The organism is Dyella sp. 05T440, from assembly GCF_056395965.1.
On record NZ_JBFTKN010000011.1, the window covers coordinates 124,005 to 145,573 of the forward strand.

Annotated in this window: 17 protein-coding genes and 4 tRNA genes; 15 read left to right on the forward strand and 6 right to left on the reverse strand. The window is 64.1% G+C overall.

Features of this window, described 5'->3' with window-relative positions:
• Position 1: 1 nt before the first annotated feature.
• Positions 2-2,824 (reverse strand): EAL domain-containing protein, encoded by a 2,823-nt coding sequence (locus AC1DE1_RS15465; protein WP_477179127.1) that lies wholly within the window; start codon positions 2,822-2,824, stop codon positions 2-4.
• A 209-nt stretch (positions 2,825-3,033) separates the two neighbouring features.
• Here AC1DE1_RS15465 and AC1DE1_RS15470 point away from each other — a divergent pair, with 209 nt between their 5' ends.
• The gene (locus AC1DE1_RS15470; protein ID WP_441605575.1) at positions 3,034-3,534 is read left to right on the forward strand and encodes a VOC family protein; all 501 of its coding nucleotides are present in this window, start codon (positions 3,034-3,036) and stop codon (positions 3,532-3,534) included.
• 3 nt (positions 3,535-3,537) lie between these two features.
• Here the strand turns inward: AC1DE1_RS15470 and ppk2 are convergent, their stop codons facing one another.
• The 4 genes from ppk2 to hemA form a co-directional block, all read right to left on the reverse strand.
• On the reverse strand, positions 3,538-4,317 hold the full coding sequence (gene ppk2 / locus AC1DE1_RS15475; RefSeq protein ID WP_441605574.1) for a polyphosphate kinase 2: 780 nt from the start codon (positions 4,315-4,317) through the stop codon (positions 3,538-3,540).
• Between the two features lie 93 nt (positions 4,318-4,410).
• A complete protein-coding gene (locus AC1DE1_RS15480; RefSeq protein ID WP_477177743.1) occupies positions 4,411-6,516 on the reverse strand; it encodes an O-linked N-acetylglucosamine transferase, SPINDLY family protein in 2,106 nt (701 codons plus the stop codon).
• A 58-nt stretch (positions 6,517-6,574) separates the two neighbouring features.
• Positions 6,575-7,654, reverse strand: a complete 1,080-nt coding sequence (gene prfA / locus AC1DE1_RS15485) for a peptide chain release factor 1 (RefSeq protein WP_441605572.1) — start codon at positions 7,652-7,654, stop codon at positions 6,575-6,577.
• A 68-nt stretch (positions 7,655-7,722) separates the two neighbouring features.
• A complete protein-coding gene (gene hemA / locus AC1DE1_RS15490) occupies positions 7,723-8,997 on the reverse strand; it encodes a glutamyl-tRNA reductase (RefSeq protein WP_441605571.1) in 1,275 nt (424 codons plus the stop codon).
• A 109-nt stretch (positions 8,998-9,106) separates the two neighbouring features.
• On the opposite strand from hemA, the gene AC1DE1_RS15495 reads away from it, so the two are divergent.
• The 8 genes from AC1DE1_RS15495 to ychF all read left to right on the forward strand — a co-directional run bounded on the left by AC1DE1_RS15495 (position 9,107) and on the right by ychF (position 16,635).
• Positions 9,107-10,846, forward strand: coding sequence for a tetratricopeptide repeat protein (locus AC1DE1_RS15495; RefSeq protein WP_441605570.1), 1,740 nt, complete (start codon positions 9,107-9,109; stop codon positions 10,844-10,846).
• Positions 10,843-11,472 (forward strand): lipoprotein insertase outer membrane protein LolB, encoded by a 630-nt coding sequence (lolB, locus tag AC1DE1_RS15500; protein ID WP_441605569.1) that lies wholly within the window; start codon positions 10,843-10,845, stop codon positions 11,470-11,472. The genes AC1DE1_RS15495 and lolB overlap by 4 nt, the downstream gene beginning before the upstream one ends.
• A gap of 108 nt (positions 11,473-11,580) precedes the next feature.
• Positions 11,581-12,975, forward strand: coding sequence for a 4-(cytidine 5'-diphospho)-2-C-methyl-D-erythritol kinase (gene ispE, locus AC1DE1_RS15505; RefSeq protein ID WP_441605568.1), 1,395 nt, complete (start codon positions 11,581-11,583; stop codon positions 12,973-12,975).
• Positions 12,976-12,991: 16 nt separating this feature from the next.
• Positions 12,992-13,068, forward strand: a tRNA-Gln gene (locus AC1DE1_RS15510).
• 53 nt (positions 13,069-13,121) lie between these two features.
• Positions 13,122-14,060, forward strand: coding sequence for a ribose-phosphate diphosphokinase (locus AC1DE1_RS15515; RefSeq protein ID WP_441605582.1), 939 nt, complete (start codon positions 13,122-13,124; stop codon positions 14,058-14,060).
• Between the two features lie 105 nt (positions 14,061-14,165).
• Positions 14,166-14,810 (forward strand): 50S ribosomal protein L25/general stress protein Ctc, encoded by a 645-nt coding sequence (locus AC1DE1_RS15520; RefSeq protein ID WP_441605567.1) that lies wholly within the window; start codon positions 14,166-14,168, stop codon positions 14,808-14,810.
• 44 nt (positions 14,811-14,854) lie between these two features.
• Positions 14,855-15,436, forward strand: a complete 582-nt coding sequence (gene pth, locus AC1DE1_RS15525; protein ID WP_477177740.1) for an aminoacyl-tRNA hydrolase — start codon at positions 14,855-14,857, stop codon at positions 15,434-15,436.
• A gap of 107 nt (positions 15,437-15,543) precedes the next feature.
• Entirely contained in the window at positions 15,544-16,635 is a 1,092-nt protein-coding gene (ychF, locus tag AC1DE1_RS15530) for a redox-regulated ATPase YchF (RefSeq protein WP_441605565.1), read from the forward strand.
• A gap of 123 nt (positions 16,636-16,758) precedes the next feature.
• Here ychF and AC1DE1_RS15535 read toward each other — a convergent pair whose 3' ends face one another.
• Entirely contained in the window at positions 16,759-19,806 is a 3,048-nt protein-coding gene (locus AC1DE1_RS15535; RefSeq protein WP_477179128.1) for a TonB-dependent receptor plug domain-containing protein, read from the reverse strand.
• Between the two features lie 120 nt (positions 19,807-19,926).
• Between AC1DE1_RS15535 and AC1DE1_RS15540 the strand changes: the two genes are divergently transcribed.
• The 6 genes from AC1DE1_RS15540 to AC1DE1_RS15565 all read left to right on the forward strand — a co-directional run.
• Positions 19,927-20,406: a GNAT family N-acetyltransferase gene (locus AC1DE1_RS15540; RefSeq protein WP_477177738.1), complete on the forward strand. Its 480-nt coding sequence runs from the start codon at positions 19,927-19,929 to the stop codon at positions 20,404-20,406.
• Positions 20,407-20,480: 74 nt separating this feature from the next.
• The gene (locus tag AC1DE1_RS15545; protein ID WP_441605562.1) at positions 20,481-20,969 is read left to right on the forward strand and encodes an acyl-CoA thioesterase; all 489 of its coding nucleotides are present in this window, start codon (positions 20,481-20,483) and stop codon (positions 20,967-20,969) included.
• A gap of 104 nt (positions 20,970-21,073) precedes the next feature.
• Positions 21,074-21,159, forward strand: a tRNA-Tyr gene (locus tag AC1DE1_RS15550).
• Between the two features lie 17 nt (positions 21,160-21,176).
• Positions 21,177-21,250: transfer RNA gene (locus AC1DE1_RS15555), tRNA-Gly, on the forward strand.
• A gap of 29 nt (positions 21,251-21,279) precedes the next feature.
• Positions 21,280-21,355 (forward strand) — tRNA-Thr (locus tag AC1DE1_RS15560).
• A 65-nt stretch (positions 21,356-21,420) separates the two neighbouring features.
• A partial coding sequence (locus tag AC1DE1_RS15565; protein ID WP_240732659.1) for a GTP-binding protein occupies positions 21,421-21,569 on the forward strand: 149 nt, incomplete at its 3' end.

A 21,569-nucleotide genomic window follows, 5' to 3' on the forward strand; every position in this document is an offset into this window, starting at 1 on the left:
CTCATGCGTTGAACGCGGTTGGCGCGACTTCGCTCTCCTGCAGAAACGGGCGCGGCACGGACAGCACGAAGCCCTGCGCAAAATCGATGCCGAGCCGGTGCACGGCCGCGAGCAGTTCCGGCGTGCCGACGCATTCGGCAATCGTCTGCTTGCCGGTGACATGACCGATATTGTTGATCGCCTCGACCATCGCGTGGTCGATCGGGTCGTCGATCATGTCTTTGACAAAGCTGCCCTCGATCTTCACGAAGTCGACGGGGAGATGCTTGAGATAGGTGAACGAGGACATGCCGGCGCCAAAATCATCGAGCGAGAAGTAGCAGCCCAGCGCCCGCATCTCGTGGATGAAGGCGGTGGCGCGCGACAAACTCGAAATGGCGGCCGTTTCGGTGATCTCGAAACAGATCGACGAGGGTGCAATATCGAAGGCGATGAATTGCTGGCGCAGGAACACGGCAAAGCCGTCCTCGCACAGCGAGGTGCCCGAAAGATTGATGGCGCATTGCGATGGAATATCGGGCAGTCCGCGATCCGTGGCATCGCGTAGCGCGGCAAATGCCGACTGCACGACCCAGCGATCGATGGACGGCATCAGGCCGTAGCGCTCGGCCGCGGGAATGAAGGCGCGCGGCGGGATCAGCTGGCCGTCTTCGCCCACCATGCGCAGCAGCAGTTCCACGTGGCGATGCGGGCTATGGCGACGCAGGTCGACGATGTCCTGTGCGTAGAGTCGAAAGCGGTGACTCGCCAACGCGGCCTGGATGCGGCTCACCCAGCACATCTCGGTCTGGCGCACGGCAACTTCGTCGTCGTCCAGATGATAGGTCTGCACGCGGTTGCGGCCTTTCTCCTTGGCCAGATGGCAGGCGGCATCGGCTGCGCCGAGGATGTCTTCGCGGGGCAGGCCCTGGTCGGCGCTCAGGCTGACCAGGCCGATGCTCGCGGTGGTGGCGAAACTGCGCTCACCGAACGCGAAATGCAGATCGCCGATCGCCACCCGCAGGCTCTCCGCCATGTTCAATGCGGCGTCCGCATCGCAGTCTTCCAGCAGCACCACGAACTCGTCGCCGCCCAGTCGCGCCACGGCATCGGTGGCGCGCACGTGGCCGATGAATAGCGCGCCGATCTGGCGCAGCAATTCATCGCCCGCCGCATGACTGCAGGTGTCATTGACCACCTTGAACTGATCCAGATCCAGATACAGCACAGTGAATGGGCGCCCGTTGCTCTCGGCGGCCGTCGTGGCGCGCGCAAGACGGCGTTCAAATTCGCGACGGTTGATCAGGCCGGTGAGCACGTCGTGGCTGGCCTGGTAGCTCAGCTGGGCCGCGTGTTCGCGGTCGCGGCTCACGTCGCGCATCACCAGCACGACGCCGTCCATATTGCCGTTGCGATCGCGGATAGGAGTGGCCGTCAGGTCGACTGCCGTGGTTGATCCCCCTGCATGCATCAGGACGAGCTTGTCGTGCTGGCTCCAGGCCGGCTGTCCTTGCAGCACCTGCATGACGGGGTCGGCGATGGACACGCCGCTGGTCTCTTCGACCAGCTGGCAGATGGCGCCCACCGCCAGGCCGCGGGCATGATCGGTGCTCCAGCGCGTAAGGCGTTCGGCGCTGGGATTGAGAAAGGCGATGCAACCCCTGGCATCCGTGGTGATCACCGCGTCGCCGATCGACTGCAGGGTGACTTCGGCACGTTCCTTTGCCGCATACAACATGGCGTCGGCTTTGCGTCGTTCCGTGATCTCGGTGACCGAGCCGGCCATGCGCCGCGAGCTGCCGGTCGCGTCGCGGGACGAGGCGCCTCGCGCATGAAACCAGCGGGGTGCGCCATAGCGTTGCGGCACCCGAAATTCCACGTTCAGCGGGTGATTGCGCCACACGTGGGCGGCCACCGCGCGCATCACGCGACGACGATCCTGCGGATGGATGCAAAGGAATACCGAGGTGGCGGCGCCATCGTCCGTGACGTTGAGTCCGAGCATCTGCCGCAGGCGAGGGGACAGGTAGATGTGACCGGTGGTGCGGTCCCAGTCCCACAGGCCATCGTTGCTGCCGGCCACCGCAAGCTGAAAGCGATCTTCGCTGGCGCGCAGTTCATCGGCGACGCGCACACGATCATCGAGCAGGCGCCGCGCGCGCCGTGTGGCAACCAGCACCATCACCGCCGCGGCGAGGCAGAGCCATACACGCAACAGGTTGGAGGTCTCGCGTGAGGCGTTGCCAAGCGCGTCTGAGAAGGCGTATTCCAACGGCGTAAGGCGTTCATCAATGCGGCGCAAATGTGCGCTGGCTGCCGCTGCCCACGCAGCAGATCCCTGGTCGGTGTTGATGCGCCGATGCGCATCGGTGCCCAGGGCGAGCAGTTGATCGATGGAGCGATCGGCCTCCACCCATACATCGACCGCACGGCGAATGCTGCCCACGCCGTGAAAATAACGGTACAGGCGAGCCATGCCGGGAATATCGTCTTCCGGTGTGCCGCCGCGGCGAAAGCCGGCGGCGACGACGGTCATATCGGGCCACGTGCGATCGAGTTCCTCGCGTCCCGCGCGATCGCCCAGGGGTACGTCGATGGCGTCGAGAAACTGCCGGTAATCGGCCTCGTCATGGCTGGACAGATAGTGCTGAAGGCTGGAAACAGCGATCTTCTGGGCCTTGGACCAGCGACTTTCGCCGCCCACGAAGGCGCGCGCCGCCGACAGGAGGTCCAGGCTGGCGACGCACAATCCGATCATCACCACGACAACCATCACGAACGGCCACACGATATCGGCCGCACTATCCCCTTTGCCCAGCTCGGCCCCCCGGCCTGTTCCTGGCATAGACGCACTCCCGCTGCGCGTGCCTGGAGTTCAGGCAGTCGTCTTATCGGCTTGGCAGCTCAAAGCTTGAACCGCTGGCACGGCGCCCCCCGTTCACGCGGCAGCGACATGGGTCGTAGGGGAGTAGGCCGCGTGTCGAAATCGGCCGGCCTTATTCGTCTTCCTCATAAGGCCGACCTCTTGCCGTCCTTCACCAAGGAGACTGCCGCATGTCCACGCGATTCCAGCGCATCACGCCGTTCCTGTGGTTCGACCATCAGGCCGAAGAAGCGGCGCAGTTCTACGTGTCGATTTTTCCCAATTCGCGCATCCTCATGACCACCCGCTACACAGCGGCAAGCGCCGCAGCGTCCGGCTGCACCGAGGGCTCGGTGATGACAGTGGATTTCGAACTCGATGGCCAGAACATCACAGCCTTGAACGGCGGCCCCGTGTTTCGCTTCAACGAGGCGGTGTCGCTGGTCGTGCACTGCCGCTCGCAGGAAGAGATCGATCAGTACTGGGATGGCCTGCTGGCGGGCGCGGCCGACAAGAATGGCCAGTGCGGCTGGCTCAAGGATCGCTTCGGCCTGTCCTGGCAGGTGGTGCCCGACGAGATGATGCAGCTGCTGACCGGTGGTGACGCTGCCAGCGTGGCACGCGTCCATGCGGCCATCATGGGCATGAAGAAGCTGGACCTGGGCGAGATGCGGCGTGCGGCGGCGGGCTGAGCCTCACTCGCCGAACGTGTCGGGCACCCATTCCGCCTTGCGCGTGACCTGCTCGTCCTTGGGCTTGCCCTTAAGCTTGGGCATCTTGGGTTCGGGGATGGTCTCTTCGCTGCGCGGCACCTGTTCCAGCAGGTGCCGGATCAGGTTCACGCGTCCGCGCTTCTGATCATTGAAGTCGACCACGAACCATGGTGCATGCGGTCGACTGGTGCGTTCGATCATCAGGTCGCGCAGGTGGCCGATTTCCTCGTACTTATCGCGCGAGGCAAGGTCGGTGGAAGAGAGCTTCCAGCGCTTGAGCGGATCCTTGGCGCGTTCGTCGAAGCGTTCTTCCTGCTCCTCCTGATCCACTGCAAGCCAGTACTTGAGCAGGATGATGCCGTCGTCGCTGAGCAATTTTTCGAACGCAGGGACGGCGGCCATGAAGGCCTTGTACTGGGCCTTGCTGCAAAAGCCCATGGCCGGTTCGATCACCGCGCGGTTGTACCAGCTGCGATCGAACAGCACGATTTCGCCGGCGCTGGGGAGATGCTCCACATAGCGCTGGAAATACCATTGGGACGACTCGACCTCGGTAGGCTTGGCCAGCGCCGCAATGTGATAGCCGCGCGTATCCATGGACTCGGTGATGGCCTTGATGGTGCCGCCTTTGCCGGCCGCGTCGCGCCCTTCGAAAATCACCACCAGCCGGTGGCCGCTACGCTGCAACCAGCGATGCAGGCCAGCCAGCTCCAGCTGCAGCTCGGCCATGGCGTGGCGATAGGTCTGTTTCTTCTTGCCCATGGTGCGACTCCTTGGGTAAAGACCCTTGGCATTTTCCCTAGTCAGGGCAAGGACGGAGTGAAGAAACCGCCCCAACCCTGCCGCCGCCAGCGCTTACAGATCCAGATCGGCCGGCTTGCGTCCAATGCGGTAGCGCGCACTCATCGCCTGCACGGCACGTCGGAAGTCGCTGGCGAATCCCTGCATGTCGAACAGCGAGCTCTGCGTGCGCTGCTGCGACAGGTGCTGGCGCAGCGTGCGCAGCGCCTCGCGATCGTTGCCAAGCTGGGTCGCCATGGCGATAAAGGCTTCCTCGTCCTCGCAGATCAGCTCGGGCAATCCCAGCTGCTGAAGCAGGCTGGTGGCGACCCGTCCGGCGAAGGTGCGGCCGGTGCAGGTGAGCACGGGACAACCGGCCCACAGTGCGTCGGAGGCGGTCGTGTGCGCGTTGTACGGCAGGGTGTCGAGGAACAGGTCGGCGTGCACGTAGCGCGAGAGATAGTCCTGGTGCGGCATGCGCGGCAGGAACACCAGCCGCTCTGGCGCAATGCCGGCCGCGCTGGCGGCGGCGCGCAGGCGGTCGTCGGCGCCATCCACGCCGCTGAGCAGCCACAGCACGCTGTCCGGCACCTGCTGCAGCACCAGCATCATGCGGGCAAACGAGGCGGGATTGATCTTGTAGCTGTTGTTGAAGCAGACAAACACCGTTCCCTGCTCGGGCAGGCCGCACTCGGCGCGCGATGGCGGTTGCGCCACCTCGCGGGTGTTGTCGTTGGGCTGGTAGCAACGCGACAGGCGCAGCAGTTTTTCGCTTACCGTGGCGCGCTGATCGTCCGGCACGATGACCTTGTCGGCCACCAGGTAATCCATCCACGGGGCACCCATGCTGCCCGCATAAGCCAGCCAGTTCACCTGGATGGGCGCGGGGCGCAGGGCAAAAAGTTCGGCGTTGTCGCGCCCCGAGTAACCATTGAGGTCGACCAGTACTTCCACGCCCGTGTCGTGGATGCGCTGCGCGACCTGCGCGGGATTGAGCGCCGAGACGTCGTGCATGGTGGTCGCGGCAGCGAGGCGGCGGCGGATCGAGCCACCATCGTCGCGCGTGGTGGCGAACAGGTGCAGATCCAGGTCGTCGTCGTTGGCGAGCGCCTCGAACATGGCCACCACCAGCAAGCCGGTGGCGTGATCGTTGAAGCCGTCGGCCACGAAACCGACGCGCACCGGACTGTCCGGGGCCGGCTTGGCATGGCTGAAGTCCTGCTGCTTGCGCAACGCGGCAAGCTGCTGCTCGACCACGGCGGCAAACGCCTTGGCGGCCTTCAGCTGCAGCTCGGAATCGATGTCTTCGGACAGCGTGACAAAGGGGCTGACCACGGCGGTTTCGTCGGCAATCGCCTGCTGCAGCCGCTGGCTCAGTTCGTCCAGGTCATGCCAGTCGCACAGGCGGCGGCGCAGGAACAGCAATTGGCTGAGCGTGCGGCCGTCGTTCGGATTGAGTTGAAGCGCGCGCTCGTAGGCCTGCGCGGCCGCAGCCAGTTCGCCGCTGTCCTCCATCACCTGGCCGGCGGCGAACGGGTACTGCGGATTGCGCGGCGAAATGCGTTCGGCCGTCAGCCACGCCTTGGTCGCCTCGGCGCCGCTGCCCTGGGTCTGCAGGATGCGGCCGCGCAAGGCATAGGCAGCGTCGAAACGAGGATGCAGCTGCAAGGCTTCGTCGGTATGCGTCTTGGCCTGGTCGATGTTGCCCAGCTCCAGCTCGGCCGCCGCGAGGTTGAGGCGCAGGCCCGGATGGGCCGGCGCGCCATGGGTGCCCATGGCATAGGACTCGCGGGCGTGCTGGAAGCGGGCGGCCGCCATCAAGGCGTTGCCCAGCGTCAACAGGATGGCCGGGTGGCCGGGCGACTGCCGCAGGGCGGCGCGCAGGTGCTCGATGGCGCCGTCGGCGTCGCCATTGGCGAGCTGGGCGCTGCCGAGGTTGCACTGCACTTCCACGCTTTGCGGCGCCAGCTGGGCCGCCTGCTCCAGTATTTTCACGGCATCGGCCGGCCGCTGCAGCTGGAGCAGGGCCACGCCGCGCAGGCGCGCCAGTTCGCCGTCGTCGGGATACTGCGCGCACGCCTCGGCGGCAGCCTGTTCGCCATCATGGAACGCACCGCGCTCGAGCAATTGGACAATCTGCTGAGCGAGCACCTGAGAAGAGGGGGTAAAGAGGTCAGTCATCCCGCCAAACTAACGCAGGGTGGGCATGGCTGCCAATCCGTACTTACGGGTCGACCGCTCAGCCGGCGGTGAGCGCCTTCAACTCGTCGGCCTGGTTTTCGCGGGTCAGCGTATCCACCAGCTCGTCCATATCGCCCTGCAGCACTTCCGGAAGACGGTAGAGCGTGAGGTTGATGCGATGGTCGGTGATGCGGCCCTGCGGGAAGTTATAGGTGCGGATGCGTTGGCTGCGGTCGCCGGAACCCACCTGCAGCCGGCGCGACTCGGCCTGCACCGCGGCCTGCTTGCTGCGCTCGTCATCCAGCAGGCGGGCCTTCAGCAGGCTCATGGCTCGCGCGCGGTTCTTGTGCTGGCTGCGCTCGTCCTGGCACTCCACCACGATGCCGGTCGGCAGGTGGGTGATGCGAATGGCCGAATCGGTCTTGTTGACGTGCTGGCCACCCGCGCCCGAGGCGCGGAACGTATCGGTCTTGATGTCGGACGGACTGATCTCGATCTCGTCGATATCGTCCATCTCCGGCAGGATCGCCACCGTCGCCGCCGAGGTATGGATGCGCCCCTGCGATTCAGTCTCCGGCACGCGCTGCACGCGATGCGTGCCCGATTCGAACTTCAGCCGCGAATACGCGCCCTTGCCCTCGATGCGCGCGACCACTTCCTTGTAGCCGCCGTGCTCGCCGTGGTTCTCGCTCAATATTTCGACATGCCAGCGGCGACGCTCGGCGTAACGCGTATACATGCGGAACAGGTCGCCGGCGAAGATCGCCGCCTCGTCGCCACCGGTGCCGGCGCGCACTTCCAGGAACAGGTTGGCCTCGTCGCGCGGATCTTTCGGCAGCAGCAAGATCTGCAGCTCGTCGTCGAGTTCGGCCAGGCGTTGTTCGAGACGGCCGATATCGTCCCTGGCCATCTCGCGCAGCTCGGGATCGTCCAGCATCGCACGCGTTTCGCTGAGCTCCCGCTCGGCGCCATCGTGTTCGCGCAGCGAGTTCGTCACCGGTTCGAGCTGCGCGTATTCGCGCGACAGTTCGCGGAAGCGGTTGTTGTCCGCCTGCACATCGGGCTGCGCGAGCAGCAGTCCGATTTCTTCATGGCGTTCGGCAAGGGATTCGAGTTTGCGGCGGATCGAAGGAGTCATGGCAGAGGCACGCGAAGAGGTGAGGGACGAGAAACAGCGAGGTGACGCTTGGATTTTCTCGGGGCCCGCTACTCTTCGTTGACCTCAGGCTTCTCCGTAATGCCATAAAGACGGCCGGCTGCATGCAGCAGATCCATGTCGCCGCTGAGGGCTGCCTCGCGCAGGCGCGCGCTGGGGTGGTGCAGCAATTTGTTGGTCAGTGTATTGGCCAGGTACGCCAGCGCTTCGTCAGGCGACTTGCCGCGCGCAATCATGGCGCGTGCTTTTTCCAGCACTTCGTCGCGATAGCCTTCCGCATGCTGGCGCAGATCCACCGCCGGATTGCGCAGCGACAGCGCGCGACGCCAGGCCATGTATCGTTCCACTTGCAGGTCGATGATGGCGTCGGCTTCGCGCGCGGCGGCTTCACGCGAGCGGCGGTTGTCGTCGATCACCTGGCGCAGGTCGTCGATGCCATAGAGGAAGACGTCGTCCAGTTCGCCGACCGCCGCTTCGATGTCGCGCGGCACGGCAATGTCCACCATGAACATCGGCTTGCGGCGGCGGGCCGTCACGGCCTTCTCCACCATGCTGCGCGTCACGATCGGCTGGCGGGCTGCGGTGGAGCTGATCACGATGTCCGCTTCCGCCAGGTGCTGCGGCAGGTCGCTCAGCGCAATGGCATAACCGCCATAGCGGGTCGCCAGTTCCTGCGCGTTTTCCAGCGTGCGGTTGGCCACGATGAGCCGGCGCACCTGCTTGTCCACCAGATGGCGTGCCGCCAGTTCGATGGTGTCGCCCGCGCCGATCAGCAACACGCAGGCCTGACGAAGATCGGTAAACACCTGTTCGGCCAGGCGCACCGCGGTGAACGCCACCGACACGGTGTGCGCGCCGATGCGCGTATCGGTACGCACGCGCTTGGCGACGGCAAAGGTGTGCTGCAGGAGGCGCTCCATCGGTGCGCGCAGGGCCTGCGCATCGCGCGCCTGCTGGTAGGCGTCCTTCACCTGCCCAAGAATCTGCGGTTCGCCCAGCACCATCGAGTCCAGTCCGGTCGCCACACGGAACATGTGACGCACGGCTTCATCTTCGTCATGACGATAGAGGAACTCGTCCAGCTTGCCCGCAGTCAGATGGTGGTGTCGGCTCAGCCATGCCTGCGGAACGTCCTCGGCTCCTGCCGAAACGCTCACATAAAGCTCGGTACGGTTGCAGGTGGAGAGGATCATCGCCTCTTCCACGCCGGGCTCGCGGGCGAGCGCCTGCAGGGCCACACCGGCGGCCTCCGCATCGAATGCCACTTGTTCGCGCAAATTGACCGGCGCGGTGAGGTGGTTGAGCCCTAAGGCGATGAGCTTCATGGTTCAGGGCGATTCGAGGCGAAGGGCATCCGGCGTAAACTAGCGGTTAGCAACGACCGTTCTACATTGTGGATACGGCCGTGTCACGGACGGATGAGCGGAGAATAGTGTGCTGAGCAGGTGGTCCAAGTTCAAGCAACTGCGGCATTTTGCGGTCGGCGGTCTGGCGGCGCTGGCCTTGGCCGGGTGCGCCACCGTCTCAGGTTCGTCGGGACGTTCGCTGGCCAACGACAAGCAGCCGCTGGGTCGACTGGTGGTCGCGGTGCCCGATGAGGATCACGACCTGATGGCCCAGCTGCTTGCTGGCGAGATGGCGCTCACCCGCACCGATCTCAAGGCGGCGTCGGCGGCCTACAGCCGCGCCTCGCAGTTGTCGCTCGATCCCAAAGTGGCTGAGCAGGCGGCTGCGCTGGCGATCGCGGTGCGTGACACCGATAGCGCCAACGCGGCGATAGCCCGCTGGCAGGCCCTCGGCGGCAAGCCGGCGCCTTTGGCCCAGGCGCGCGCCCAGCTGGCACTGAGTCAGGGCGATACCCAGGAGGCACGCCGTCAGCTGGAAATCCTGGTCAATACCGGCGATCCGGATGCATGGCGGCAGTTCGGACGGGTACTGGTCAGCGGCCGCGACGCCGCCCAATCCGCCCAGTTGCTGGAGGCCGTGGCCACCCCGCAACGCCTGCCCAACGACCCGCAGGCCTGGCTTGCGATGAGCGAACTGGGCGACAAGCTGGGCCGTCATGCGTATGCGCTGCAGATCGCCGAGGCCGCCGTAAAGCGGTTCGGCACCGCCGAGACCTATGCCTGGCTGGGCCAGATGCGGTACCACGACGGCGACAAGAACGGCGCCAAGGCCTTGTTCGACAAGGCGCTGGCCAAGGACCCGAAGAACACCCAGCTACGTCTCGCCTACGCGACCCTGCTGGGGCAGGGCGGTGATTACGCCGCCGCCGCGCACATGCTCGACAGTGGCCCGCAGGACGCCGACACCTACGCCATGCGCGCCGCCTTTGCCGCACGCGCCCACGACACCAAGACCATCAATCGCCTGTATACCCAGCTGCAGCACTCGCCGGACGACGTGCGCCAGGGCAGCGCCTACCTGCTGGGCCAGATGGCCGAGATGCTCGACAAAAAAGATGAGGCGCTGAAGTGGTACGACCAGGTCGCCGACGATGACGATCACGCTTTCGATGCCGACCTGCGCAGCGCCGTGCTGCTGCAGGATCTGGGCCGCAGCGCCGAAGCGCACGAGCAGCTCGCGCAGATGCAGACCGACTACCTCGACCAGCCGGCCATGCTTCGCCGCGCCTACGAGGTAGACGCCGAGCTGTACATGGACGAACAGCAGTACAGCCAGGCCGAGCGCGCTTTCAGCCGGGCGCTGCAGGTGACGCCGGATGATCCGGGCCTGCTGTATGGCCGCGGGCTGGCCTATGCCTCCGCCGGCCAGACCGACCAGGCGGTCAATGATTTCCGTCATCTGCTTCAGCTCAAGCCTGACGACACCGATGCCACCAATGCACTCGGCTACACGCTGGCTGACGCCAACCGCGATCTTCCCGAGGCGCAGCGCCTGATCGAGCAGGCCCGTGCAGCACGTCCGGACGACCCGGCCATCCTCGATTCCTGGGGCTGGCTGCAGTACCGGCTGGGGCATCTGGACCTGGCCGAAACCACGCTCCGCGGCGCCTGGACGGCGCACAAGGACGCGGACGTAGGCGTGCATCTGGGCGAAGTGCTGTGGAAACAGGGGCGCCAGGAAGACGCGCGCCGCGTCTTCGACGAAGTGCGTAAGATCGACCCGCAAAGCATCAACCTCCACAACACCCTCAAGCGCCTCAATCCATGAAGCTTCCGATTCGACTCCTCGCGGCAGCCTTGCCGCTGCTGCTGGCCGCCTGCGTCCATAAGGAAGCCATCCGTCCGCAACCCCAGGCCGATTACGCGGTGCTGCTCAACGAGCAGCGTGCCCGCGAGCATCTTTTGGAGAAGACCGATCATTGGGTCCTGCAAGGCAAGATCGGCGTGTCCGGCGAGGTCAATGGCAAGAAAGAGGGTGGCAGCGGCACGCTGACCTGGACGCAGAACGGCGACAATTACGAATTCGTGGTGCGGGGCCCGGTTGGCAGCAAGAGCTTCAAGCTGACGGTGACGCCGGTGAGTGCGGTGCTGGAAGGCCTCGATGGCGGTCCGCAGCGCAGTCCTGACGTGGAGTCGCTGGTGCAGAACGCGCTGGGCTGGCAAGTGCCGTTCCACGACCTGCGCGCCTGGGTGCTGGGCACCCGCGCCGACAGCGGTCCGGCCGAGCTGAAATTCGGCGACGATGGCCTGCCCAAGACCCTGACCCAGGACGGCTGGACCGTGGCTTACCCCGGCTGGGACAACAAGCGCGAGCCGGCCCTGCCTACCAAGGTCTTCGCCAGCAACCCGACCAGTTCGGTGCGGTTGTCGATCGAGTCCTGGACCATCCAATAACCATCGCCCTCTCTTGTGGGAGCGCACCCTGTGCGCGACCCGACGGAGCGTAACCCTGGGCGCCCCGGTCGCGCCCAGCGTGCGCTCCTACAACCACCTGATGCTCCCATGACCTTCCACATCCAACGCGCCCACCTCGAACAGGTCGATGCCCTATGCGCCATCGAGCGCACGGCCGTCGAACTGTTTCGCGGCCACCGCGCGTGGCCGTCCTACCGCAATGTCTCCGTGCCGCCGGAAGTGCTGCGCGAAGCCATCGCGCGTGGATTGGTGTGGGTCGCCGTGATCGGCTCCGGCGAGCCGGTGGGCTTCATCTGGCTGGATGCGGAAGAGGGCGGCAACGCCATCGGCGTGGCCGAAATGGACGTGCTTCCTTCACACGGCCAGCGCGGCATCGGCGCGGCCCTGCTCGAACACGCCTGTGCCTGGGCGCGCATGGCCGGCTACCACCGCGTGGACCTGGGCACGCTCGCCGATGTGCCCTGGAACGCGCCGTTCTATGCGAAGCACGGCTTCCAGGTGATGGACAAGAACCTGCCCGAGTTTGATTTCGCCCGCGAACGCGATCGCGAGAACGGCTTTCCGGATGATCTGCGCGTTTTCATGAGCCGGCCGCTGGCGCCGCCCGATCCGGCCGATTGGACCGTCTGGCCCGCGCCCGCCAAGCTGAACCTGTTCCTGCGCATCGTCGGCCGTCGCCCGGATGGCTACCACGAGCTGCAGACCGTCTTCCGCCTGCTCGACTGGGGCGATGAGATCCGCCTGCGCGTCCGCCGTGACGGTGAGGTACACCGCCTGACCGAGGTCCCCGGCGTGGCGGCCGACACCGACCTGGTGGTGCGGGCTGCCCGGCTGTTGCAGCCCCAGGCGCCGGCAGGGGCGGGCGTGGATATCGAGGTGGATAAGCGCATCCCCATGGGCGGTGGCCTCGGCGGCGGCAGCTCGGATGCAGCCACCGTGCTGGTGGCCCTGAACCGCCTTTGGGGCGCCGGCCTGGACGACGACACGCTCGCCGAACTGGGCCGCCAGCTGGGTGCCGACGTCCCGGTGTTCGTGCGCGGGCGCTCGGCCTGGGCCGAGGGCATCGGCGAAAAACTGACGCCGCTGGGCCTGCCCCCGCGTTGGTACGTGGTGCTGGACCCCCACGAACACGTGCCGACCGGGGCGCTTTTTCAAGCGTCTGAATTGACACGAAATGCTCCGCCCGCCACAATTTCATCCTTTGCTTCGGGCGAAACGGTCGAGAACGCTTTCGCGCCCGTGGTCCGCGCGCGACATCCGCGTGTGGCTGCGGCGCTGGAATGGCTCGACGGCTTCGGCCGGGCAAGGCTTTCTGGCAGCGGTGCCTGCGTGTTCCTGGAGACAGGCGACGTGGAACGTGCCGAAGCCATCGCGGAGCGGTGTCCCGCCCATTTCACGGCCCACGTGGCCAGGGGCGAAGATGTTTCTCCGTTGCATGTCGCCCTGGCGCGCTATCGCGGTGTCGGCGGGAACGGCAAGTAGAAAATCCAGTTGTTACTGGGGCGTCGCCAAGCTGGTTAAGGCACAGGATTTTGATTCCTGCATGCGAAGGTTCGAATCCTTCCGCCCCAGCCATTCATATGGCTCACACAGGTTCTAGAGAAATGACTGTCGACATCTCCGGCCCGATGCTCTTCACCGGCAACGCGCACCGCGCCCTCGCCGAGGATGTGGCTCAACGCCTGGGTGTGCCGCTGGGCAAGGCGCTGGTCAGCAAGTTCAGCGACGGCGAAGCCCAGGTGGAAATCGAAGAAAACGTTCGCCGCCAGGAAGTCTTCGTGTTGCAGCCTACGGGCGCGCCGAGCGCAGAGAACCTGTTCGAGCTGCTGGTGCTGGTGGATGCGCTCAAGCGCGCCTCGGCCGCCAGCGTGACGGCGGTCATCCCGTACTTCGGTTATGCCCGCCAGGATCGTCGTCCGCGCTCGGCGCGTGTGCCGATCACGGCAAAGATGGTGGCCAAGATGATCGGCACCTCGGGTGTGGATCGCGTGCTCACGGTTGACCTGCACGCCGACCAGATCCAGGGCTTCTTCGACATCCCGGTGGACAACGTCTATGCCTCGCCGGTGCTGCTGGCGGACATCTGGCGCAACTACAGCATGGACGACCTGATCGTGGTCAGTCCGGACGTCGGCGGCGTGGTGCGTGCGCGTGCCATGGCCAAGCGCCTGGACGATGCGGATCTGGCCATCATCGACAAGCGTCGCCCGAAGGCGAACGTGGCCACCGTGATGAACATCATCGGTGAAGTCGACGGCAAGACCTGCGTGCTGGTCGACGACATCGTCGACACCGCCGGCACCCTGTGTGCGGCTGCTGCGGCTCTTAAAGAGCGCGGCGCCCGCAAAGTGGTGGCGTACTGCGTGCATCCGGTGCTGTCGGGTGCAGCGCTGAAGAACATCGAAGGCTCCCAGCTCGACCAGCTGGTGGTCACCAACACCTTGCCGCTGCGCCCGGAAATCGCCGCATGCAGCAAGATCCGTCAGCTCTCGGTCGCCGAGCTGCTGGCGGAGACGATCCGCCGCATCGCCTTTGGCGAGTCGGTGAGCTCGTTGTACATCGACTGAGTTTTCGCGGCGGGCGAGAGCCTGCCGCTGTTTCACGGCTCCTCTGGTCGCGGGGGAGTCGCATGACTGCCGCGAGGCAGCTCACTTTTGATAGGTAATGCCCACATGGCTACGACTCATGAAATCAAGGCTTCGGCCCGTAATGACGAGGGGAAAGGTGCGAGCCGCCGCCTGCGTCATACCGGCGTCGTTCCTGCTGTTGTCTACGGTGCCGGCCAGGCCCCGCAGAGCATCCAGATCGAACACAACACCATCCTGCTCGCTGCCAAGCACGAGTGGTTCTTCTCCTCGGTGCTCGACCTGAACATCGATGGCAAGGTGCAGAAGGTGCTGGTGCGTGACTGGCAGAAGCACCCGTACAAGCTGCAGATGCTGCACATGGACTTCCTGCGCGTCGACGAGAACGCTGCCCTGCGCGTCAAGGTGCCGGTGCACTTCCTCAACCAGGACAAGTCGCCTGCCTCCAAGACCTCGGGCGTGGTGATCTCGCACAACCTGACGGAAGTGGAAGTCTCCTGCCTGCCGAAGGACCTGCCGGAGTTCATCGAACTGGACCTGACCGACCTCAAGCCGGGCGACATCGTCCACTTGTCGCAGCTCAAGCTGCCCAAGGGCGTGGAAATCGTTGCCCTGCACCTGGGTGCGGACCACGACACGGCCGTCGTCACCGCCAACACGGTGAAGGAAGAAGTCGACGAGACCCCGGCCGAGGGCGAAGCCGCCCCGGCGCCGGAAGCTCCGAAGAAGTAAGTCGCTGCGGCCCATGTCCTCGCGGGCATGGGCCGTTCGATCTTATGGCGGGTCTTCGACTCATTGTCGGACTGGGCAATCCCGGTGCCGAATATCTCCGAACCCGGCACAACGCCGGGTTCTGGTTTGTTGACGCCCTGGCGTCAGGGCAGGGCGAGCGCTTCGGCTTCGACGGCAAGCTGCATGGCGAGACCTGCAAGGTCCGTATCGGCGGCGAGCCGGTATGGCTGCTCAAGCCCTCCACTTTCATGAACAAGAGCGGCATCGCTGTCGTTTCGGCGCTGCGCTACTACAAGATCGAACCGGAAGAGTGCCTCGTCGCACACGACGAGCTGGATCTCGATCCCGGCACCGTGCGCTTGAAGTTCGACGGCGGACACGGCGGCCAGAATGGTTTGCGCGACATCGTTGCGCACCTGGGTCACGCCAAATTCCATCGCCTGCGCGTCGGTATCGGTCATCCCGGTCACAAGGACAGGGTCACCTCGTGGGTGCTGGGGCGAGCGTCCGAGAAGGATGAGAACGCCATCATCGACGGCATCTCGCGCGCGCTTGATGTGCTGCCGCTGGCGGTCGATGGGCAGTTTGATAAGGCGATGCAGAAACTCCATACACCGGTGGGTTGAGATCGCCCGCTGCGGCGCTTGGGCACCAAGCGGAAAGCGTTGCGCGGCATCGACCCTTTACCATTCACCACTTACTGGCGCGTCAGCGCCGAATCTACGGAATTTCAATGGGCATCAAATGCGGCATCGTCGGCCTGCCTAACGTCGGCAAGTCCACTCTGTTCAACGCGCTGACCAAGGCGGGCATCGCGGCTGCCAACTTCCCGTTCTGCACCATCGAGCCGAACGTGGGTGTGGTGCCGGTGCCCGATCTGCGTCTCAATGCGCTGTCGGACATCGTCAATCCGCAGAAGGTGATCCCCACCGCCGTCGAGTTCGTCGACATCGCGGGCCTGGTCGCGGGCGCTTCCAAGGGCGAAGGCCTGGGCAACAAGTTCCTCGCCCACATCCGCGAAGTGGACGCGATCACCCATGTGGTGCGCTGCTTCGAGCACACCGACATCATCCACGTGGCCGGCAAGGTCGACCCGATCGCCGATATAGAGACCATCGATACGGAACTGGCGCTGGCCGATCTCGATTCCGTCGAGAAGGCGCTGAACCGCGCCGAGCGCGCCGCCAAGGCCAACGACAAGGAAGCCATGGCCAGGAAGCCGGTGCTGCAGAAGCTTGCCGCCGGTCTCAACGAAGGCAAGTCCGCGCGCAGCCTGGGCCTGGACGAGGAAGAAAAGGCGCTTGTACGCGACCTGTTCCTGCTCACGCTCAAGCCGCTCATGTACATCGCCAACGTGCGCGAAGACGGCTTCGAAAACAATCCGCACCTCGACGCCGTGCGCGCTCGCGCCGTGACCGAAGGCGCCGAAGTCGTGCCGGTATGCGCGGCGATCGAAGAAGAGATGTCGCAGCTCGAAGACGCCGACCGCGACGAATTCCTCAAGGATCTGGGCCTCGACGAGCCGGGCCTCAACCGCGTCATCCGCGCCGGCTACAAGCTGCTCAACCTGCAGACCTACTTCACTGCCGGCGTGAAAGAGGTGCGCGCCTGGACGATCAAGCGCGGCTTCACCGCACCGCAGGCAGCAGGCGTGATCCACACCGACTTCGAGCGCGGCTTCATCCGTGCCGAAACGGTGAGCTACGATGATTTCATCCAGTACAAGGGTGAAGCCGGCGCCGCCGCGGCGGGTCGCTTGCGCAAGGAAGGCAAGGAATACATCGTCAAGGACGGCGACGTTCTGCACTTCCTCTTCAACGTCTGATCGGTCGATCGATCCATGAAAAAGCCGCGCATTGCGCGGCTTTTTTTGTGCGTGCGGTTGGGTCCGCAGAAAAGACCGCGTGACTGCTCACGCGGTCTTTCGAAGTGAAATGAGTGCTTTCGATCAGAACTTGACCGTCACGCGAGCCCACCAGTAGCGGCCCATCAGGTCGAAGTCGGATGGATCGGTATTGGCGTTGAGCGTGTTGTTCGCGTAGAGCATGGGCGGCTGCTTGTCGAACAGGTTGTTCACACCGAAGTCCAGACGGGTGTTGATGCTGGCCAGGTTGTAGCCGACCGAAACGTCGTTGTAGACCGTCGCGCCGTACTTGAGGACGGTGCCCGACACGCCGTTCGGTGAAGTGTCATTCGTGGATCCTGCGGCTCCGCCGTTCTGGAAGCGACTGATAAACCGCATGCGCCACTGTGCACTCCAGCCGCCACTCTGCCAATCCACAAAGCCCTGTGCGCGCCAGCGCGGAAACAGGCAGACGCCGGAGTTGTTGGGGCAAGCTGCCAGCTGTGCTGAGCCGAATGGCAGGAGATGGCCGACATCCTTGAACGTTACATTGCCAGTTTGTCCGGGGGCAGTGTTCTGTGTGAAGTACTTTAGATAGGTGGCATTGACGCCGATGTTGAATTGTCCGACCGCGAACTGCGGCAGCTTGTAGTTGGCTGACCAGTCGATGCCGCCCGTGCTCAGGCTGCCCAGATTCGCGACCGGTTCTATGGAGGACTGCGTCAATTGACCCGCATTCTCACCGGCGGGCGTTCGGCTGATGTACCGGCAAAAGACCGTCTGGCCTGCTGCGCAAAGGTCGAGCACGCCCTGCAGGCCGGCTGAGGTAATCGTGTTGTTCAGATACACGTGCCAGAAGTCGAGCGTGGTCGATAAGCCGGAGACATACGACGGGCTATAGACGAGACCAAGGTCGAACGACTTGCCGGTTTCGGGTTTGATCGGGAAGCCTGCGAGCATGGCGCCCTCCCCAATGGCGGCACCTTGCCCGCCATTGGTTGGATCCAGGAGGACATTCTCAAAGCTGCCGTTGGTCGGCACGTACTGGCAGGCCATTGCCAGTGGCGAGCCTGCGGGGGCGCCTCGATAGCCGGTGCAAGGATCCCTCTTGATGCTGGGTGCGCCGGCAGACGAGGAGAACAGTTCTCCCAGGTTGGGCGCGCGAAAGACTTGCTGCATCGTGCCGCGCACCAGCAAATCATCGATCGGCTTCCATTCCAGTGCGAACTTGAAGTTGTTCGTGCTGCCGAAAGTATTCACGCGGGTGTAGCGATCGCCGATGGTGAGGTTCAGAGATTGCGCGGCGGGAAGATTGGAAAGAATCGGTATGAGCGTTTCGGCATACAGATCCTTGGAGCTGTAACCGCCAGACATATTGGCAACGCATTGGCTGCCAAGGATGCAGGAGCCACTGGCGGGGTTAAGCAAAAGTTCTGGGCTCGTGATCGTATTTTCGTATTCCTTCCGGTACTCATAGCCCACTGCCAGTTGTACGGCGCCTGCTGGCAGGTTGAACAGCTCGCCGCCGATGCCCGCATGCCAAGTCTTCTGGATGGAATAGTCGTTGCTGACGGCAACGGTATTGGCCTGCTTGAGTGCGGCAACCGAGCCTGGCGAGTACAGATTGAACGGGTCGAACTGGCAGGAGATCGGGTCCGTGCCTGCCGGACAGGTCGCCGTGCCATTGGCATTGAGTACGGAGGGGCCCGAGTACAGCTGGGTCTGGTTGACCAGGCCACTGGTCGTGGTCGTGATGCTCTGATGGCCGTAGTTGTAGCCGACGTCCCAGTTCCAGCTCTTTTCCAAAACAGTGAAATCGCCGCGGAATCCCGTATTGATCTGGGCATCCTCGCGACCGGTCGCGGCGATGCGATAGCCAAGCGAGGCGAGTCGCGATTTGAACGAGGCACCGGTGCCGCCCCAGGCCTTTCCAGGAACCGGATTGAAGGCGTTCTTGGGGTCCACCTGATAGCCCGTGTTGGCACCGAAGACCGCCGGGGCGAGTTGGAAGTTCGATGACGTCTTCTCGTAAACGGCGTCCAGATAAGCGGTGACGTGATCGCCGAGGCGGTAGTCGCCGCTGAGGAATCCGCCGGTGCGCTCCTGCGGCGTCATGATCAGGTTGACCGCTGCATAGTTATATCGATCGGCGGCGGTGTAGCAGTGGTAGTTGGCCGGCGTCATCGCTTGGGCGTTGCCACCCGGATTCAATGACACACGACGCGAAGCGCAGTTGGCGAATGCCGTGGCAGCAGCGCTACCGGCGGGGATCTGAATATTGCCGTAGGGCGTCGACGGGGAGCCGCCGATCGAAACTTGGTTCCCTTTCAAGGACAGCGCATTCTTGGAGAACGCACGATTGCCCGATTCGACGCCATCCTGCTTGTTGTAGTTGATGCCGGCCATGATGCTGCCCTTCTCGGACGTCTGGCCAAAGGTGAAGGTGTAACCGCTCTGTGCCCCATCGTTGCGATCGGACTGCCCGACGTTCGCGGTGAAGGTGGCGCCCTGATAGTTCTTGCGCAGGATGAAATTGACCACGCCGCCAATCGCATCGGAGCCATAGGTGGCCGAGGCGCCGGTGGGTAGCACCTCGATGCGCTCGATCGCATCGGCCGGGATCGCGTTCGGGTCTTTGCTCAGCAGACGCTGGCCGTTGACGAGAATCAGCGTGCGCTTAGCTCCCAGTCCGCGGAGGTTGATGGACGAGGCTCCCGTGCCGCCGCTGTTGTTGACCTGTGGGTTGATGTTGCCGCCGGTCATCGCCGGCAGCTGCTGCACCAGATCGCCCAGCGTCTGCCTCCCAGTCGCCTGGATGGCGGCGCGATCGATGGTGACGACGGGACTGGCCGTCTCGACGTCCACGCGGCGGATCAGTGATCCGGTCACAGTGACGGTTTCCAGCGTCTTGCTCTTGGCCTGATTCGCGCCGGCGTCCTGTGCGAAAGCCGCGGTTCCGCAGCTGCTGATGACAAGTGCACTGAGCGCCAGTCGCACCGATCCGCAGAGTTTGTTCGTCCTAAAGTTCATCCGATCTCCCCGTCCAATTAGGTTTTGGTTAAGTGGTGTGGACGGTACGCAGGAGTCGGGAATTTCGATGTCGGGCCATTTCAGAGTCGCGCATCGGATAAGTCCGATAAGGCTCCGTCGCAAAGCGGTAGGAATTGTCGGATTTCCACCCGCCTATTGGCTGCTGTATAGGCATCGTCGGGACGCTTCTAACTCCGTCGTGGTGTGCTTGTCGGGCCGACGGCCGCGTGCTGTGATGCCCGCATGACTGCACTGCGCATGCGACTGGCACGCAAGGACGACGCACCGGCCATCGCGCGGCTGGCGCGCCGCGTGGTGCGCCGCTGGATAGTTCCGGAGCAGCCGCCGGTGGCCGTGATTGCGCTGGAGGAGTCGCTGCGGGTAAGCGTTATCCGCGAGAAAATCGCGGCGGGGCAGCGTTTCCATCTGGCCTTTGTCGATGGCGTGCTCGTCGGCGTGGCCGCGGTGCGCAACGACAGTCACGTGTTTCAGTTGTTTGTCGGCACGCGATACCAGGGGCAGGGCATCGCCAGGAGATTGTGGGAGCGCCTGTGCCGCGATTGCGTCCGACGGGCCGGCACGCGGACTTTCACGCTTAATGCAGCACCGGGCGCCGTTCCGGTCTATCTCCACATGGGCTGTGAGATCGATCACGATCCCGCTCGCGTGCTCGGCAAAGTCATCTCCGTCCCGATGATCTACCGCGTCGACGACCATGCCTGAGCAAGATCGGCCGTGTGCGGCCGCACGCCGCAGCGCATAATTGGCGCCTATCCCGTTCCTGGAGTCACCGGTCCATGCCCGGCAAGCAGCACGAAGTGAACTTCCGTTTCCTGGCCCAGCCGACCGACGTCAATTTCGGCGGCAAGGTGCACGGCGGCATGGTGATGAAGTGGATCGACCAGGCCGGCTACGCCTGCGCCGTGGCGTGGAGCGGTGCGTACTGCGTCACCGCGTCGGTCAGCGGCATCCAGTTCGTGAAGCCCATCCTCATCGGCGACCTGGTCACGGTACGCGCCCGCCTGATCCACACGGGGCGCTCCAGCATGCACATGGCCGTGGACGTGCTGGCGAGCGACCTGCGCAAAGACGAGCACCGCCTGGCCACCAGTTGCGTGATGGTCTTCGTGGCGCTCGATGCGCCCGACGGCAGGCCCACGCCGGTGGCCGCCTGGGAGCCGCGCGACGACCACGAGCGCCAGCTGCAGGAGCAGGCCATGCGCCTGATGAATCTTTCCAAGGAGATGGAGCAGCTGGTGGACGCCAAGGTCGCCGAAAACATCTGACGGACGTGTCTGAAGCGGTGAAAAAAATCGCCAGAAAACGTCAATTTTCCCGTCAGAGGTGTTGACAGCTTCGAGGCTGATCCACACAATAGCCGTTCTTTGTTGGAGGGATACCCAAGCGGCCAACGGGGGCAGACTGTAAATCTGCTGGCTTACGCCTTCGGTGGTTCGAATCCACCTCCCTCCACCAGACGAGTTCCGCGCAGGGCGGGAGTAGTTCAATGGTAGAACATCAGTTTTCCAAACTGATTACGCGGGTTCGATTCCCGCCTTCCGCTCCATTGGCTCTCGTAGTTTTTGCTGTTGCAGTGCTCATGTAGCTCAGTCGGTAGAGCACTTCCTTGGTAAGGAAGAGGTCGCTGGTTCGATTCCAGTCATGAGCACCATCTCACCGCGGTCCGCGGGTATCACCTTACTTTTCAACATTTGACTCCATCGGGGTTTTAGACGTATGGCAAAGGGTAAATTCGAACGCACCAAGCCGCACGTCAACGTCGGCACGATTGGTCACGTGGACCACGGCAAGACGACGCTGACGGCCGCACTGACCAAGGTCGGCGCAGAGCGCTTCGGTGGCGAATTCAAGGCGTATGACGCGAT